General features: G+C 72.9%; 15 protein-coding genes and 1 pseudogene. 8 read left to right on the forward strand and 8 right to left on the reverse strand.

The annotated features are described in order from the left end of the window. Together ACIA6A_RS19080 and thrS are read right to left on the reverse strand one after the other, a co-directional pair. Nucleotides 1-520, reverse strand: a pseudogene (locus ACIA6A_RS19080) (glycogen debranching enzyme); the annotation flags it as partial. Between the two features lie 56 nt (nt 521-576). Next, a complete protein-coding gene (thrS, locus tag ACIA6A_RS19085) occupies nt 577-1,851 on the reverse strand; it encodes a threonine--tRNA ligase (RefSeq protein ID WP_396099018.1) in 1,275 nt (424 codons plus the stop codon). Between the two features lie 263 nt (nt 1,852-2,114). On the opposite strand from thrS, the gene ACIA6A_RS19090 reads away from it, so the two are divergent. After that, a complete protein-coding gene (locus ACIA6A_RS19090) occupies nt 2,115-3,545 on the forward strand; it encodes an MFS transporter (protein ID WP_396099019.1) in 1,431 nt (476 codons plus the stop codon). Nucleotides 3,546-3,570: 25 nt separating this feature from the next. Then, nucleotides 3,571-4,458, forward strand: coding sequence for an LLM class flavin-dependent oxidoreductase (locus tag ACIA6A_RS19095; RefSeq protein ID WP_396099020.1), 888 nt, complete (start codon nt 3,571-3,573; stop codon nt 4,456-4,458). Between the two features lie 4 nt (nt 4,459-4,462). Here the strand turns inward: ACIA6A_RS19095 and ACIA6A_RS19100 are convergent, their stop codons facing one another. After that, a complete protein-coding gene (locus ACIA6A_RS19100; RefSeq protein ID WP_396099021.1) occupies nt 4,463-6,022 on the reverse strand; it encodes a CocE/NonD family hydrolase in 1,560 nt (519 codons plus the stop codon). A 77-nt stretch (nt 6,023-6,099) separates the two neighbouring features. On the opposite strand from ACIA6A_RS19100, the gene ACIA6A_RS19105 reads away from it, so the two are divergent. Continuing rightward, nucleotides 6,100-6,624 (forward strand): TetR/AcrR family transcriptional regulator, encoded by a 525-nt coding sequence (locus ACIA6A_RS19105; RefSeq protein ID WP_396099022.1) that lies wholly within the window; start codon nt 6,100-6,102, stop codon nt 6,622-6,624. A gap of 144 nt (nt 6,625-6,768) precedes the next feature. Here ACIA6A_RS19105 and ACIA6A_RS19110 read toward each other — a convergent pair whose 3' ends face one another. Both ACIA6A_RS19110 and ACIA6A_RS19115 read right to left on the reverse strand, forming a co-directional pair. Next, the gene (locus ACIA6A_RS19110) at nt 6,769-6,978 is read right to left on the reverse strand and encodes a hypothetical protein (protein WP_396099023.1); all 210 of its coding nucleotides are present in this window, start codon (nt 6,976-6,978) and stop codon (nt 6,769-6,771) included. A 43-nt stretch (nt 6,979-7,021) separates the two neighbouring features. Next, nucleotides 7,022-7,747 carry a class I SAM-dependent methyltransferase gene (locus tag ACIA6A_RS19115; protein ID WP_396099024.1) on the reverse strand — a complete coding sequence of 242 codons (726 nt, stop codon included), beginning with the start codon at nt 7,745-7,747 and terminating at the stop codon, nt 7,022-7,024. 142 nt (nt 7,748-7,889) lie between these two features. Here ACIA6A_RS19115 and ACIA6A_RS19120 point away from each other — a divergent pair, with 142 nt between their 5' ends. Continuing rightward, on the forward strand, nt 7,890-8,732 hold the full coding sequence (locus tag ACIA6A_RS19120) for an MEDS domain-containing protein (RefSeq protein ID WP_396099025.1): 843 nt from the start codon (nt 7,890-7,892) through the stop codon (nt 8,730-8,732). Nucleotides 8,733-8,751: 19 nt separating this feature from the next. Here ACIA6A_RS19120 and ACIA6A_RS19125 read toward each other — a convergent pair whose 3' ends face one another. After that, complete coding sequence (locus ACIA6A_RS19125) at nt 8,752-9,609, reverse strand: hypothetical protein (protein ID WP_396099026.1); 858 nt, start codon at nt 9,607-9,609, stop codon at nt 8,752-8,754. A 247-nt stretch (nt 9,610-9,856) separates the two neighbouring features. Between ACIA6A_RS19125 and ACIA6A_RS19130 the strand changes: the two genes are divergently transcribed. The 4 genes from ACIA6A_RS19130 to ACIA6A_RS19145 all read left to right on the forward strand — a co-directional run bounded on the left by ACIA6A_RS19130 (nt 9,857) and on the right by ACIA6A_RS19145 (nt 11,604). Further along, the gene (locus ACIA6A_RS19130; protein ID WP_396099027.1) at nt 9,857-10,273 is read left to right on the forward strand and encodes a hypothetical protein; all 417 of its coding nucleotides are present in this window, start codon (nt 9,857-9,859) and stop codon (nt 10,271-10,273) included. 1 nt (nt 10,274) lies between these two features. Continuing rightward, a complete protein-coding gene (locus ACIA6A_RS19135) occupies nt 10,275-10,739 on the forward strand; it encodes a hypothetical protein (RefSeq protein WP_396099028.1) in 465 nt (154 codons plus the stop codon). A gap of 301 nt (nt 10,740-11,040) precedes the next feature. Next, nucleotides 11,041-11,175 carry a hypothetical protein gene (locus tag ACIA6A_RS19140; protein WP_396099029.1) on the forward strand — a complete coding sequence of 45 codons (135 nt, stop codon included), beginning with the start codon at nt 11,041-11,043 and terminating at the stop codon, nt 11,173-11,175. Nucleotides 11,176-11,280: 105 nt separating this feature from the next. Beyond that, nucleotides 11,281-11,604, forward strand: coding sequence for a hypothetical protein (locus ACIA6A_RS19145; RefSeq protein ID WP_396099030.1), 324 nt, complete (start codon nt 11,281-11,283; stop codon nt 11,602-11,604). Between the two features lie 6 nt (nt 11,605-11,610). Here ACIA6A_RS19145 and ACIA6A_RS19150 read toward each other — a convergent pair whose 3' ends face one another. Both ACIA6A_RS19150 and ACIA6A_RS19155 read right to left on the reverse strand, forming a co-directional pair. Then, on the reverse strand, nt 11,611-12,750 hold the full coding sequence (locus ACIA6A_RS19150) for a PQQ-binding-like beta-propeller repeat protein (RefSeq protein ID WP_396099031.1): 1,140 nt from the start codon (nt 12,748-12,750) through the stop codon (nt 11,611-11,613). 21 nt (nt 12,751-12,771) lie between these two features. After that, nucleotides 12,772-13,533: a DUF3152 domain-containing protein gene (locus tag ACIA6A_RS19155; RefSeq protein WP_396099032.1), complete on the reverse strand. Its 762-nt coding sequence runs from the start codon at nt 13,531-13,533 to the stop codon at nt 12,772-12,774. Nucleotides 13,534-13,559: the final 26 nt, after the last annotated feature.

A 13,559-nucleotide genomic window follows, 5' to 3' on the forward strand; every position in this document is an offset into this window, starting at 1 on the left:
CCTCGGGGACCTTCGCGTGGCGCGCGGTCATGCCCTTGACGTGCGCCTCGTAGATCACCGTCTGGTGCCACGGCACCCGCAGCGGCCGGTCGTTGCCCCAGTCGAACCACGGGTTCACCACGACCGAGCGCATCGCGAACGGCGCCGAGTCCTCGTCGTTGCGCTGGGAGGGATCGTTGAAGTCGTACGAGAAGAGCGCGTTGCCCCACTCGTTGTGCCCCTCGATCGCCTTGGCGTACGGGTCGAGCAGCAGCTTCGACGGGTTGGACCGCAGCCCGTTCGCCGGGTCGTAGGGGCCGTGCACGCGGTAGCCGTACCGCTGTCCCGGCACGACCCGGGGCAGGTAGCCGTGCCAGACCAGGGCTTCGCGTTCGGGCAGGTCCACCCGGGTCTCGGTGCCGTCGTCGTCGAACAGGCACAGCTCGACGCGGTCGGCGATCTCGGAGAAGAGCGCGAAGTTCGTGCCGCCGCCGTCATAGGTGGCGCCGAGCGGGTAGGGGTTCCCCGGCCAGATTTTCATCCGCTAATAAGACCAGGTTCGGCAATCGGTTGCAGCGTCTACCGGCCCGAACTAGATCACATACCGAAGTGGGTATGTCGCCGCCCCGTGCTGGGTACCTCCCGGGGCTGCGACATACCCGTGCCGGTCACCGGTGGGCGTCCGCCTCCTGCCGGATCAGCGCGACGGCCTGCGTCGACGGGCATCGCGGGCAGCTGACGTCCGTCGCGCTGCCGCAGCGCGACCAGGCCGGCGGCGGCCTCCCGGGGACCGGTCACCGCCGCGTACGGGATCCGCCGCCGGACCGAGTCCCGGATCCGCGCGCCGAGCGACCCCTCGTGATCGGCCTCGGCCCGCAGCCCGGCACCGACCGCCTCCCGGACCACCGCGCCGGCGGCCGGACCCTGCCCGGTGCCGACCGGCAGGACGCTGAGCTGCACCGGCGAGTACCAGACCGGGAACGCCCCGTCGTGCACCTCGAGCAGCGCCGCGAACAGCCGTTCCATGGAGCCGACCAGGCTGCGGTGCACCATCACCGGCCGCGCCGGCCCGCCGGAGGCGTCCCGGTACGACAGGTCGAACCGCTCCGGCTGGTGGAAGTCGATCTGGACGGTCGACAGGGTGGACTCGCGGCCGGCCGGGTCGACGATCTGCACGTCGATCTTCGGCCCGTAGAACGCCGCCTCGTCCGCGGCCTCCTCGTAATCGGCCCCGGCCCGGTCGAGCGCGTCGCGCAGCAGCCGGGCCGCGCGGTCCCACGACGCGTCGTCGCCGGCGTACTCGCCCTTCGCACCGCGCAGCGACAGCCGGTAGGACGACACCCGCAGCCCGAGCGCGGCATGTGCCCGGGCCATCAGCGCCAGCACGTCGCCGACCTCCTGCCCGATCTGCTCCGGCGCGCAGAAGGTGTGCCCGTCGTTGAGCGAGATCGACCGCACCCGGGCCAGGCCGCCGAGCACCCCGGACCGCTCGGCGCGGTACATCGGGCCCAGCTCGGCGATCCGCAACGGCAGATCACGGTACGACCGCTGGCGCGCCTTGAAGATCAGCGCGTGATGCGGGCACATGCTGGGCCGCAGCACGAGCTGCTCGTCGCCCATGGCCATCGGCGCGAACATGTCGCCGGCGAAATGGCTCCAGTGCCCGGACAGCTCGTACATCTGCCGTTTGCCGAGCACCGGCGAGTACACGTGCCGGTAGCCGGCCCGGCGCTCCAGTTCGTGCAGATAGGTCTCCACCTCGTAGCGGGCGGCGGCGCCGGCCGGCAACCAGAACGGCAGGCCGGCGCCGATCAGCGGGTCGGAGTCGAAGATGTCGAGCTCGCGGCCGAGTCTGCGGTGGTCGGCGGACATGGATTTCCTCCTGGGGTGCGGGCCCGGCGGACACCCCAGGACACGCGGAAACGGCCCCGGACATCCGCCCGGGGCCGTTTCGACGCGTGGATCAGGTCAGCGCGAAACCTCGCCGGGACATCCCGGCGTCGTCGTCACAGACCTGACATTCATGCGATCACCGTACGGCCACCGCGCCGCCGCCCGCCACCGGTTTACCGGTGTGACGCAGCTACCTGCCGAGATCCTGCATACTGCAGCTTTCTTGGCGGTAGAAAGACGGCATGGCTCCACCGTTGACCCCCCGCCGCCGGATGCTGGTCCTCGCGATCTGCTGCATGAGCCTGTTCATCGTCGGGCTCGACATCACCATCGTGAACATCGCGCTGCCCTCGCTGCGCGACGAGCTCGACGCCCCGGTGTCCGGCCTGCAGTGGGTCATCGACGCCTACTCCCTCGTGCTGGCCAGCCTGCTGATGCTCGCCGGCTCCACCGCCGACCGGATCGGGCGCCGGCGGGTCTTCCAGACCGGGCTCGCCCTGTTCACGCTCGGCTCCCTGCTGTGCAGCGTCGCACCCGGCCTCGGCTGGCTCATCGCGTTCCGGGCGGTGCAGGCCGTCGGCGGGTCCATGCTCAACCCGGTCGCCATGTCCATCATCACGAACACGTTCACCGAACCCCGCGAGCGCGCCCGCGCCATCGGCGTCTGGGGTGCGGTCGTCGGCCTCAGCATGGCCATGGGCCCGCTGCTCGGCGGCGTCCTCGTCGAGAGCCTCGGCTGGCGCTCCATCTTCTGGGTCAACATCCCGGTCGGCGTCGCCGCCATCGTGCTGGCCGCCCTGTTCGTCCCCGAGTCGCGTGCCCCCCGGCCGCGCCGCTTCGACCCGGCCGGGCAGGCGCTGGTGCTGCTCCTGCTCGCCACCGTGACGTTCGGCATCATCGAGGGCCCGGCCGCCGGGTGGACCTCGCCGGAGATCCTCGGCTGCTTCGTCGCCGGGGCGGTGGCGCTCGCGGTGCTCGTCCCGTACGAGAAACGCCGTGCGCAGCCCCTGCTCGACCTGAACGTCTTCCGCAGCGTGCCGTTCACCGGCGCCGCGCTCATCGCGGTCCTCGCGTTCGGCGGCCTCGGCGGTTTCCTGTTCCTCAACGCGCTGTACCTGCAGGACGCCCGCGGGCTGTCCGCGCTGCACGCCGGCCTGTACACGCTGCCGATGGCGCTCACCACCGCCGTCGTCGCCCCGCTCTCCGGGCGCATCGTCGGCAGCCGCGGCCCCCGCCTCCCGCTGATCCTGGCCGGCTCGGCGATCGCGCTGGCCATGCTGCCGCTGAGCCGGCTCACCGCCACCACCCCGGTCGCGGTGCTCGCGGTCAGCTACGTCCTGTTCGGTTTCGGCTTCGGCATGGTCAACGCCCCCATCACCAACACCGCGGTGTCCGGGCTGCCCCGCGCCCAGGCCGGCGTCGCGGCGGCGATCGCCTCCACCAGCCGGCAGGTCGGCAGCTCGCTGGGCGTGGCGGTGATCGGCGCGATCGTCGCCACCGGCCTGGGCACCGCCACCGCGGCCCGTTTCGCCGAGGCCTCCCACCCGGCCTGGTGGCTGATCTTCGCCGCCGGGCTGATCATCCTCACCCTCGGCGTGCTCACCACCTCCGCACGCGCGAGAGCCACCGCCGCCCGCGTCGAGCCCGGCGAACCGGTTCCCCACCCCGCCTGACGGCACGCGCCGATACAGTCGCACGATGTCCGTACGCATCGGTGTGCTGTATGACCGTGACCTTCCGCCCGAGGGCCTGCCCGCTTTCGCCCGTGCCGTCGAACAGGCCGGGGCCGACGACCTGTGGGTCGTCGAGGACCTCGGCTGGGCCGGGTCGATCAGTGCGGCGGCGTTCGCGCTCGCCGCCACCCACCGGATCCGGGTCGGGATCGGCATCGCGCCGGTGCCGCTGCGCAATCCCGCGCTGCTCGCGATGGAACTGGCCACCCTCGAGCGGGTGCACCCGGGCCGGCTCGTGGCCGGGCTCGGGCACGGCGTACCCGACTGGATGCGCAAGGTCGGCGCGGAGAGCGCCACCAAACTGGCCCTGCTCGAGGAGAGTTTCGACGCGGTCCGGGGACTGCTCGCGGGGTCCGGGGTCACGCTGCACGGCCGCGCGGTGACCGTCGACGGGCTCACCCTGGTCCACCCGCCGGCCGCGCCGGTGCCGCTGGTCGCGGGCGTCGTCGGGCCGCGCTCGCTGGAGCTGTCCGGCCGGGTGGCGGACGGCACGATCATCGTCGAGGGCACCGGCCCGGCCCGTATCGCCGCGGCCCGCGCGCTCATCGGCACCGGCGCCGCCGCCGGTGACCGGCCGGGCCACGAGCTCATCGTCTTCTCGTTCCTGAACGTCACCGACGAGCCCACCGCGGCGGTGACCGAGGTGCTCACCGGCCACGCCGCCTGGCTCGGTGTGCCCCCGTCGGAGCTGTTCACACTGGTCGGCCCGGCCGCCACCGCCCCCGGCCGGGTGGCCGAGCTGGCGGCGGCCGGGGCCGCGACCGTCGTGCTGCGCCCGCTCGGCGCCGATCCCCTGGGCCAGGTGGTGGAGGCGTTGTCGGTGCTGCGGCCCACCCCGCCTGAAGCGTCCTAGGATCCTAGTGGAGGGGAACGTCCAGGTAGGAGCCGCCGGTGACGGTGACCGTACGGTTCGGGGCGTTCTCCTCGTAGTACAGCGGGTCGACGGTGTCGGTCACCAGGGTCAGCGAGTGGCCGGCCGGCAGGTCGTACGCGGTCGCCTGCAGGTTCACCTCCAGTGTCCGGTCACCGGTCGTCGTGCCGGTCCAGGACACCGGCGCGTGCGTGATCAGCGAGGCGTTCCCCACGAGGTCCAGGTCGTAGAGGTACGCGATCAGGGTGCCGGTGGCCGCCGTGCCGGTCAGGTCGAGGTGCAGTCTCGGGATGCCGCGCAGGCGCTGGACGGTCGCGGGCCGCTCGGCGGCCCAGACCCCGGCGCGGGAGCGGTCGACGGCGGGCAACCAGACCCAGGGGCGCTGACCGGTGAACGCCGCGGCGCCGTTGGTCAGCAGCACCACTCCCCCGTTGGCCACGGTGTCGCGGTCGGTGGGCAGCGCCTTGCTCCAGCCGCTGCTCGCCGCGCCGCCGAGCAGGCCGGTGCCGTCGAGCGCCCGGATCGCGCCCAGGCCGTAGCGGCGGGTGGTCGTGGTCAGCGCGGCCCAGTCCGGGTACTGCTCGGCGGCGGCGTTGAGCGGTTCGATCTGGACGGCGGGCCCGGCCGGGCCACCGGTGCCCGCGAGGTACTCATCGAACCAGCGGTACATGCTGCTCCACACCTCGTTGCTCAGCCCGATCAGACCGGTGAGCTCGGCGATCGCGTGGTCGCCGGGGCGCAGTTCGAGGCGCTTGGGCCCGGTGAGCCGGCCGAAGAAGTCGACGAGCTGGTTCGGCGGGAAGAACGAGTCGCCCCACGCGTTCGCGATGAGCACGGCGGGCTGGTTGGCGTTGATCGCGTCGACGTACGTGGCCGCCGAGCGCTGCCGTGACCAGGCGAGGACCTGGTCGATGTTGCGGTTCGCGGCGAAGTCGGCGAGCTTGCCGGTCAGGTCCGCGCCCGGGTGGCCGACCGCCTGCGCGGCGATGCCCAGCAGGTCGGCGGCCTGGCGGTGCCGGGTCGCGTCGCCGTACAGCGAGTAGCCGAGGTCGCTCCAGCCGCTGAGCACCGCGACGGCTTTGATCCGGGGGTCGGCGCCGGCCCCGAGAAGACTGATCCCCGCCCCGTACGAGACCCCGGCCGCCCCGATCCGCGCCGGGTCGGCGTCCGTGTTGGCGATCGTCCAGTCGATGACCGTGGACAGGTCGGCCAGGTCAGCCGGGCCGGCGGTGTCGATCTGGCCGCCGGAGAGCCACCAGCCACGCGGCGTGTAGGAGACGACGACGTACCCGCGGGCGGCCAGTGCCCTGGCCTGGGCGACGTATTCCACGTCGTTGAGTCCCCAGCTGGACGGCAGGATCGCGGCCGGGTAGCGGCCCGGGGCGGCCGGGGCGACGACGTTGGCCTTCAGCACCACCCCGGCGGAGGTGATGTCGACGAAGCGCGGACCGGTGGTCGCCGCGGCCGCCGAGGCCGGTGGCGGACCCGCCACGAGGGTGAGGATCAGGGCGGTGAACAAGCAGATCAGAGCGCGACGGGAGGCCATGCGCGGCAGCGTAGGAGCGCGTACCGATAAATTGAAGATGATGACATTCTCGTTACCGGCCGGTAACGTCAGTATTCGTGCTCTACGGTGCCCCGACCGCCCGCCGGAGCGACGCCCGGCGCAACCGCGCGGCCATCGTCGAGGCCGCGAGCGCGGTCCTGACCGGCACCGGGCAGATCGCCCTGATGCCCGAGGTGGCCCGGCGGGCCGGGATCGGCCAGGCCACGCTGTACCGCCATTTCCCCGACCGGTACGCGCTGGCCGCCGCCGTCATCGACCACCACCTGCGCGAGCTGGAACGCTGCGCGGCGACCACCCCGTTCCGGGTCCTGCTGCACGAGGTGCTGCGCCGCCAGATCATGATGCGACCGCTGGTGGTCCTCGCCCAGCGGCTCGACCCGGTCACCCTGCGGCGCTACCAGGACCAGCTGACGGCGGCCCTGGCCGGCCCGATGCGCCGCGACCAGGCGCGCGGTCTCGTCCGCGACGACCTCGTCCCGCACGACGTCATGCTCCTGGTCACCATGCTCCAGGGCGTCGGCGACGAGGCCGCGGACCGCTCGGTCGACCTGATGCTGGACGGCCTGTTCCGGACCCGCTAATCGCGCTCCCCGGCCCGGCGCCGCAGGGCTCGCAGCACGTGCTCGGTGGCCAGCACCCCGAGCACCCCGGCCAGCCCGGCCACCACCGGTTCGGCAAAATCCGCCCAGCTCATACCCACCCGTTCGACCGGGATCGCAGTGTCCTTAAGCGGGCGGGTCACCCAGCAGCCGGCGTACCTGCTTCAGCAGCTCGGTCTGGAACACGGTCACGCTGCCGTCGGCCAGACCGACCCGGTAGTCCGGCCCGGTCGCCGGATCCACCACCCGCCCCGGATCGGGGCGCCCGGCGGCACCGTCGGCGTGCCCGGCGGCGTACGCGTGCAACGCCTCGTCGATCGGTGGCTCATCCGGCATCGCGCCAATCTCGCACGGCCCCCGGCCCGGGCCCACCAGCCGATCAGCCAGACATTCCCCGCTGGGTGACGAACACGAACTCCCGCCCCGGGCGGTCCGGGGCCGGGCGCACGTCGAGGACCCGGAAACCGGCGGCGACCAGGGAGGACTCCAGCTCGGCGCGCTCCCGGAAGCGCAGCGTCGAGTCCGACGTCAGGCTCGTGCCGTCCGGGAACCGGTAGGTGTACCGGAACGAGACCAGCGGCAGAGCCACCGCGGTCACCTCCCGGCGCTGCTCGACCGGGCCGGCCCCGGGCACGTCGAGAACGACCGGCCCGGTGTCCGCCACCCACTCCTGCCAGGCGCGGAACTCCGGGCGCCGGGTCTCGAAGACGAAATGGCCGCCCGGCACCAGGGCCGCGCGGATGCCCAGCAGCGTCCGGGCCCAGTCGTCGTCGGTGCGGAAGACCTGAGCGACGTTCCCGGTCATCGTGGCCAGATCCACCCGCAGCGGCGGCAGGGTCGTCGCGTCCCCCTCGATCCAGGTGATCGAAGGGTCCTTCCCCCGGGCCACCGCCAGGGAAGCAGCCGCCGGGTCGACCCCGATGACGGTACGTCCCGAGCGCGCGAGCAGCACCGCCAGACTCCCCGTCCCGCACCCGACGTCGAGCACCGAGGCCGCACCCAGCTCGCCGGCCAGGGCCACATACGCGTCCAGGTCCTCCCGCACCCCGTCGAAGGTGTCGTACAGCGCGGCAAGACGGGGATGAGCGAAAATCGCGTCCGGCATCCTCGCAGCCTAGGCCGGCATGGCCGTCCGGCCTACCGCGCGCGGGCGACACCGGTACGCCGGGCGGGTGTCAGGGGCACCGACCGGCCCGGTGCGGCCGTACCGTCGGCCGGGACCGATGCTCGCCGAACGGATGGCTGTGATGGAAGCTTCCCTGGTCGACCGGCTGAAGCCCGGTGACCACGTCTGCTGGACGTACGCCTCGGACCGGGCCCGCCGCGAGGTGACCGGCGCCTATGTCCGGGCCGGGCTGCGCGACCACCACCGGGTCGTGTACTTCGCCGACGGGCCGGACCGCGACGCCGCGGTGGCCGGGCTCGCCGCGGACGGCATCGACGTGGCGCCGGCGTTGCGGGCCGGGCAGTTGCAGGTCATGACGTCGGCGGCGGCCTACCTGAGCCGGGGCGTGTTCGACGCCGGGCAGACCCACGCCCGGTGGAACGCGGCGGTCCGGCACGCGCGCGCCGAGGGGTACGCGGGCCTGCACGCGCTGGGCGACATGAGCTGGGCCGCGGGGGCGGTCCCGGGCGCGGACCGGATCGGCTGGTTCGAGCAACAGCTCAACCGGGTGTTCGCGGACGGCTACGGGATGGCCGTCTGCCTGTACGACCGGCGGCGCTGCGGCGCGGACCTGCTGACGCGGGTGGCGCGCGCCCACCCGTACACGGTGACCGCCCGTCCGCCGGACCGCGAGCCGCTGCTGCGCATGGTCCGCAACGCGGCCTGCCTGCGCCTGTCCGGTGAGGCCGACCTGTCCAACCGGGACTCGCTGGCCACCCTGCTGGGCCATCTCCTCGAGGACACGACGACGCCGGCGGTCACCATCGACCTGGCCGACCTGCGGTTCGCGGACGCGTCCACCTGCGAGCTCATCGTCGACACCGGCCGCAGCGCCCACGGCCGCCTGCGCACCCGGGGCGCCCGCCCGCAGATCCACCGCCTGCTCACCATGGTGGGGGCGGCCGCCGTCCCGGGCCTGCTCTGAGCGGCTGCCCCGGGACGCTTCACCCGCCGGTGACCGGTGTCAGCTTGTAGTGCAGGCGCACCGCCGTCGCCGACCACAGACGCAGGACATGATCGGTACGCAGGACGCCCTCGGGGTCGACGTACACCCGGAACGTCTCGTGGATCGGCGCCCGCGCGGCATGGGTGCGCCCGCTCTCCTCGACGACCACGTACGCGCCGTCCCGGCCGAACGGCCCGGCGGGCGAGGTCAGCCCCAGCGCCCCACCGGCGAGCACCGTGGGCCGCAGGAAGACCTGCACGTTCCCGGACTGCAGCGGGAAGGCCACGTGCACACTCGGCTGCCGGCTCCCGGGCAGCACCCGCGTCGAGTAACACCCGCTGTACACGTACTCCCCGGTCGACCGCAGCGTCCGCATCCAGCCGGCGGCCCGCTGCCGGCCCGCCGCGTCCACGATCGTCGCCACCCGGCTGTCCATCCCGAGCGCCACGTCCAGCGGCCGGGTCGGCAGGGCCAGCTGCTGCACCCGCCGCCCGAAATACCGCGAGATCAGCTCCCCACCGGGCTGGAACACCGGGTTCCACTGCGTCCACGCCTCCATCCGCCAGCCGGAGGTGTGCTCGTAGAACGCCCGCACCTCGGGCCGCAGCGCCGAGGCCCGGAACCCCGGCCCGTCCAGCGCCGCCATGTCGGCCAGCAGCCCGGCCCCGGGCTCGCTCTCCCGCACCGTCCCGCCGTAACTCGCGGCCGCGTCCGCCAGCCACCCGTCCCCGACCAACGGCCCGTCATGCATGGGAGCGGCCAGCCACCGCTCCCGCCCCGCAAGATCGACAGGACGGCCCTTGACACGCCAGAACGCACGGGTGGCCCGGTCCAGCCGGGGCATCGGTGATCTCACCCCGCCCAGCGTGCCAGACCGAGGGTGGCCACCCGGCACGCTCACCCACCGGCACACCGAAACCTGTCGCACGATCAGATCGGTCGGACCATGACAATCAGCCTGCGCCGCTTCATCAACAATGAAGACAAATGATCACCTGCGAGGGTCATCGAAAGGATCAGGGTGGCGCGGTGAAACCTATACCATTGCCCCGGCACGGTGATATCTTCAAACGATTTCGTGAGAACTCGGCTTTAGGAGGCCAATGCCTTCATCGCGGCGCCTGACATGGACATATCACAGCCCGAGGCTGCTCGGTTTTCTCAGCGTATTTGATCCAACCGGCCGGCTTCTGCGAAAGAACAATCTGCTGGTCACCGATCCCGGCAAATTCCCCGAACTCGAAAAGATACTCACCGTCCGGCCCCAGATCATGACGGTGGCGACCTGGATGAACGCGACGATGACCCGGGCGCGCAGAGCACCGGTGAGCCGCTACTCCGAGACGGAACGGCACCTTCCCGACGACGACGCACCGCGACCTCGCGGCCAGGCCGACGCCCGGATGAAGATGTTCCGGAACCGAGGTCCACGATGGGACGCCGGCTCGGACGACAGACGGCCCAGGGAGGGCGGAGACACCGACGCCCGGGTGCAGTCCACCGATCAGGAGGGTGCGTGAGGTGAGCCTGCAGCCTCCGGAGCCGCAGTCGCAGTCGCAGTCGCAGCAGGACACGACTGCCCGGGACCAGCTTCGCAACCTGCCGCGGACCGAGGACCTCGTGCCTCAGGAGGTGGTGACGAAGGACGCCATGCGGGTCTGGATGGCGGAACAGGAAAGACGCGAGAAGCTCGTGCTCCAAGGTCAGGTCATGGGCTTGATCTCCCTGTCGATGATGCTCATGACAGTCGTCGTTCTGGCGGTGCTGGGGTATGCCTGGGTCGCGGCGATTCTCGCCGGCACCAGCCTTGTTGCGATCGTCAGCGCCTTCATAACGGCACAATATGTTCCGGCACCCATGCCACCCCGGCTTCCGCGGCCTCGGCGAAACCCCGATACGGCGGAGGAATCGACAGGATCACCGGGATCCGAAGCCGAAAACAACGACGCCACCACCGAGAATCCGGACGACCCGGGTACGGGGTAGGCGTGGAGGGTTCCTGGGACCAGGCATCTCAGCACTCGCCGTTCGCCACCCTGTCCGCCACTCTCTGCCAGGTGGTATCCACGGGTACAGACACCCGGTCCGTCAACCGGCCGGGTAACGGGCTCAGCGGTCCTCTACGGCGGAGCGGTGCCAGTAGGCGGCATGGGGATGGGCTCGTCCAGCAGCACCTGCAGGGAACCACGATCCATCATGCCGGACCGCCGGGGTGGCGGATCGCCGTGAACCGGGGCGCACCCCGGTGACCACCGGACGGCAACCGGGCGGGGGCAGCATGGTCGCCGTGTCTGTCTTCAGCGAACCGGGTCGCCGGTGGTTGGCCGGGCTGGCCGTTGCCGGCGTCGGGGCGGCCGGGGCGATCGGCTTCGCCTGGCCGAAGGAACAGGAGCCGGCCACCGGCTATGTCTGCGGGATGTGAGGGCCGCCGGAGCAGCAGGAGCGGCAGCGGCAGCTGTGTGACCGGGAGGCGCTGGACGCCGCCCGGCGGACGCCGCGACCGGACGCGCTGGGCAGGGCCGAGGCGATGCGCCTGCACACCGCGGTGCACGAGGCGTTCTGCGCGCGCCGGGTGGCGAACGTGTGCGACCGGGCCGGGCTGACCGGGCCGGGGCCCGATGCCGGGGCCGCCGATGTCGCGGTGGTCCGGCAGGCGCTGATCGACGCGGGGGATCCCCCGGCCGTCGTCCGGCTGGCAGGGGCGCGGGATCCGGCACCGGACGGGACCGTCGTCTACGGCGTGCGGCTGGCCGGGGACGTCTGCGCGGTCGCCTATGTGCAGTACACGGTCGGGGTGCGCCCGCGGGACCTCGTGGGGCTGCTGCCCGGTGGAGTGTGTCTGGCGGGCTGAGGCGGGTCAGCTCATGGCGTACACGGACAGGGTCGTGCCGTCGGAGAAGACCGCGAAGCGGGCGTCGATCGCCTCGGGGATGCCGGGCAGGCCGGGGTCCGCGGTGCCGCCGGTCGTGGTGATGGCGCGGGCGGTGCCGTCCGGGCCGGAGCAGTACATGAGGTCCTCCCAGACGCGGAGCCGGCGGCATCCGGTGCTGCCCGGGACGGTGGAGACGCTCGCCGCGTCGTCGACGGTGGTGATGGTCACGGCCTGGTCGTCCTGGGGGCCGGCGCCGGTGTCGGCGCAGGCGAGGATGGTCGCGCTGCTGCCGCAGTCGGTGAGGCGGGCGGGCCAGGTGGTGAGTTCCCGCCCGGTCAGGGTGTCCACGACGGCGGCGCCCTCGCCACGGTCCACGATCAGGGTCGAGCCGGCCGTGGAGGCCAGGGCGCTGCGCGGGTAGCGGGCGGCCAGGCTCCAGCTCTCCTTGCCGGTCTCGCGGTCGAGCGCGATCAGCGTCGCCTTCGCGCCGGTGCGTTCCACGAGCACCAGGTCGTCCTGGATCGCGGCGGGGCGCACCCCGGCGGCGGTCCAGGCCTGTTCGCGGGTGTCGAGGTCGTAGGCGACGGTGCGGGTGCGCCCGGCCGTGGTGAGCACGGCCGTCGCGGTACGGCTGGTGGCGGGACCGAGGCTCAGGTCGCCGGTCCGCCCGGCCGGGATCCGCCAGAGCTTGTCGCCGCCGGCCCCGGACAGGCCGATCAGACCCCGTTCACCACCGTCGCGGTACGCGGTGACGACGCTCCAGTCCCTCGCCGGGTCGCCGATGACCCGCGCCGATCCCGGGGCGGAGTAGGTGCCGCCCCCGGGAGCGGGGTCCCCGGTGCTCACCGACCAGCGGATCGCCCCGGTGCGCGCGTCGCTGACCCGCAGCCGGTCGCCGCGGAAGGTCAGCAGCGCGTCGCCGGCCAGCTCGACCCGGTTCTGTTTACCGTCCGTCGTGCTCCAGAGCGGTTCCGCGCCGAACGGGAGCCGCTGCGGGGCGGCATCGGCGGTCGGCACACCGGTCGGCACCACCGCCGGCGGGGGCGACGGTCGCGGCACCGGGTCGCCGGCGGTGCATCCCGCCAGCAGGAGAGCGGCGGCCATCAGGGGCCAGGTCCTTGCCATCCCGCGCAGCTTAACGGACCGCTATCCGGGCGGGAGCGGGTCGTCGTACTGCCCGGAGGCTCCCTGGTAGAGGCTGCCGCCGGGGTACGGCCAGGCGTTGGGTTCGCAGCCGTGCAGGCCGAGGGTCTGCTGTTGCATCACCGGGGCGGGCTCACCGGCGCCGGGGCACCGTTGGTGGCCGTGGCCCAGGCGGTGGCCGACCTCGTGGTTGACCATGTACCGGCGGTACGTGCCCAGGCCGGCACCGTAACCGGGGACGCCGCGCGCCCAGCGGGCGGCGTTGAGCACCACCTTGTCGCCCTTGCGGCAGGACGTGTACCCGTCCGGCCCGTCCGCGCACAGCAGGTCCCGGGTGCCGGGGGTGGCCAGATAGACGGTGAAGTCGTACGGCCGGTCCAGCGCCACCCGGCGGAAGCGCCACCGGCCGCCGGCGGTCCAGCCGCGCCCGTCGCCCAGGGTGGCCGCCACGTCGTTCGCGAACGCCGCCGCCCGCACGCCCTTGATGTCACGTTCGACGAGCACCCGGTAGCGCAGGGTGCGCCCGGTCGTCCCGGCCGCCGGGCCGGTCTGCGCGGCGGCGGCCGTCCAGCGCCGCGCCCCGGACGCCGGGAAGCTGATCTCCGCGGGCGGTGCCGGGGCGGAGGGGCGCGCCGAGGGCGGGACGGGAACGGCCCGGGGCACGAGGACCCGAGCGGGGACGGGTACGGGTGCCGGGGCGCACGCGCTCAGCGTGGTGGCAACGAGAGCGGCGGCGGCGAGGCGGAACATCGATGTCGTGGTCATCTCGGTCCCTATGACGGACCGCCCCG

It is taken from the genome of Actinoplanes sp. NPDC051494 (assembly GCF_044454705.1).
GTDB lineage: Bacteria > Actinomycetota > Actinomycetes > Mycobacteriales > Micromonosporaceae > Actinoplanes.

Bases quoted from the DNA above. Each gene is read 5' to 3' on its own strand.
- thrS (WP_396099018.1), bottom strand. From the start codon at position 1,851: ATGTCCGCCGACCACCGCAGACTCGGCCGCGAGCTCGACATCTTCGAC.
- ACIA6A_RS19090 (WP_396099019.1), top strand. From the start codon at position 2,115: ATGGCTCCACCGTTGACCCCCCGCCGCCGGATGCTGGTCCTCGCGATC.
- ACIA6A_RS19095 (WP_396099020.1), top strand. From the start codon at position 3,571: ATGTCCGTACGCATCGGTGTGCTGTATGACCGTGACCTTCCGCCCGAG.
- ACIA6A_RS19100 (WP_396099021.1), bottom strand. From the start codon at position 6,022: ATGGCCTCCCGTCGCGCTCTGATCTGCTTGTTCACCGCCCTGATCCTC.
- ACIA6A_RS19110 (WP_396099023.1), bottom strand. From the start codon at position 6,978: ATGCCGGATGAGCCACCGATCGACGAGGCGTTGCACGCGTACGCCGCC.
- ACIA6A_RS19115 (WP_396099024.1), bottom strand. From the start codon at position 7,747: ATGCCGGACGCGATTTTCGCTCATCCCCGTCTTGCCGCGCTGTACGAC.
- ACIA6A_RS19120 (WP_396099025.1), top strand. From the start codon at position 7,890: ATGGAAGCTTCCCTGGTCGACCGGCTGAAGCCCGGTGACCACGTCTGC.
- ACIA6A_RS19130 (WP_396099027.1), top strand. From the start codon at position 9,857: ATGCCTTCATCGCGGCGCCTGACATGGACATATCACAGCCCGAGGCTG.
- ACIA6A_RS19145 (WP_396099030.1), top strand. From the start codon at position 11,281: ATGCGCCTGCACACCGCGGTGCACGAGGCGTTCTGCGCGCGCCGGGTG.
- ACIA6A_RS19150 (WP_396099031.1), bottom strand. From the start codon at position 12,750: ATGGCAAGGACCTGGCCCCTGATGGCCGCCGCTCTCCTGCTGGCGGGA.
- ACIA6A_RS19155 (WP_396099032.1), bottom strand. From the start codon at position 13,533: ATGACCACGACATCGATGTTCCGCCTCGCCGCCGCCGCTCTCGTTGCC.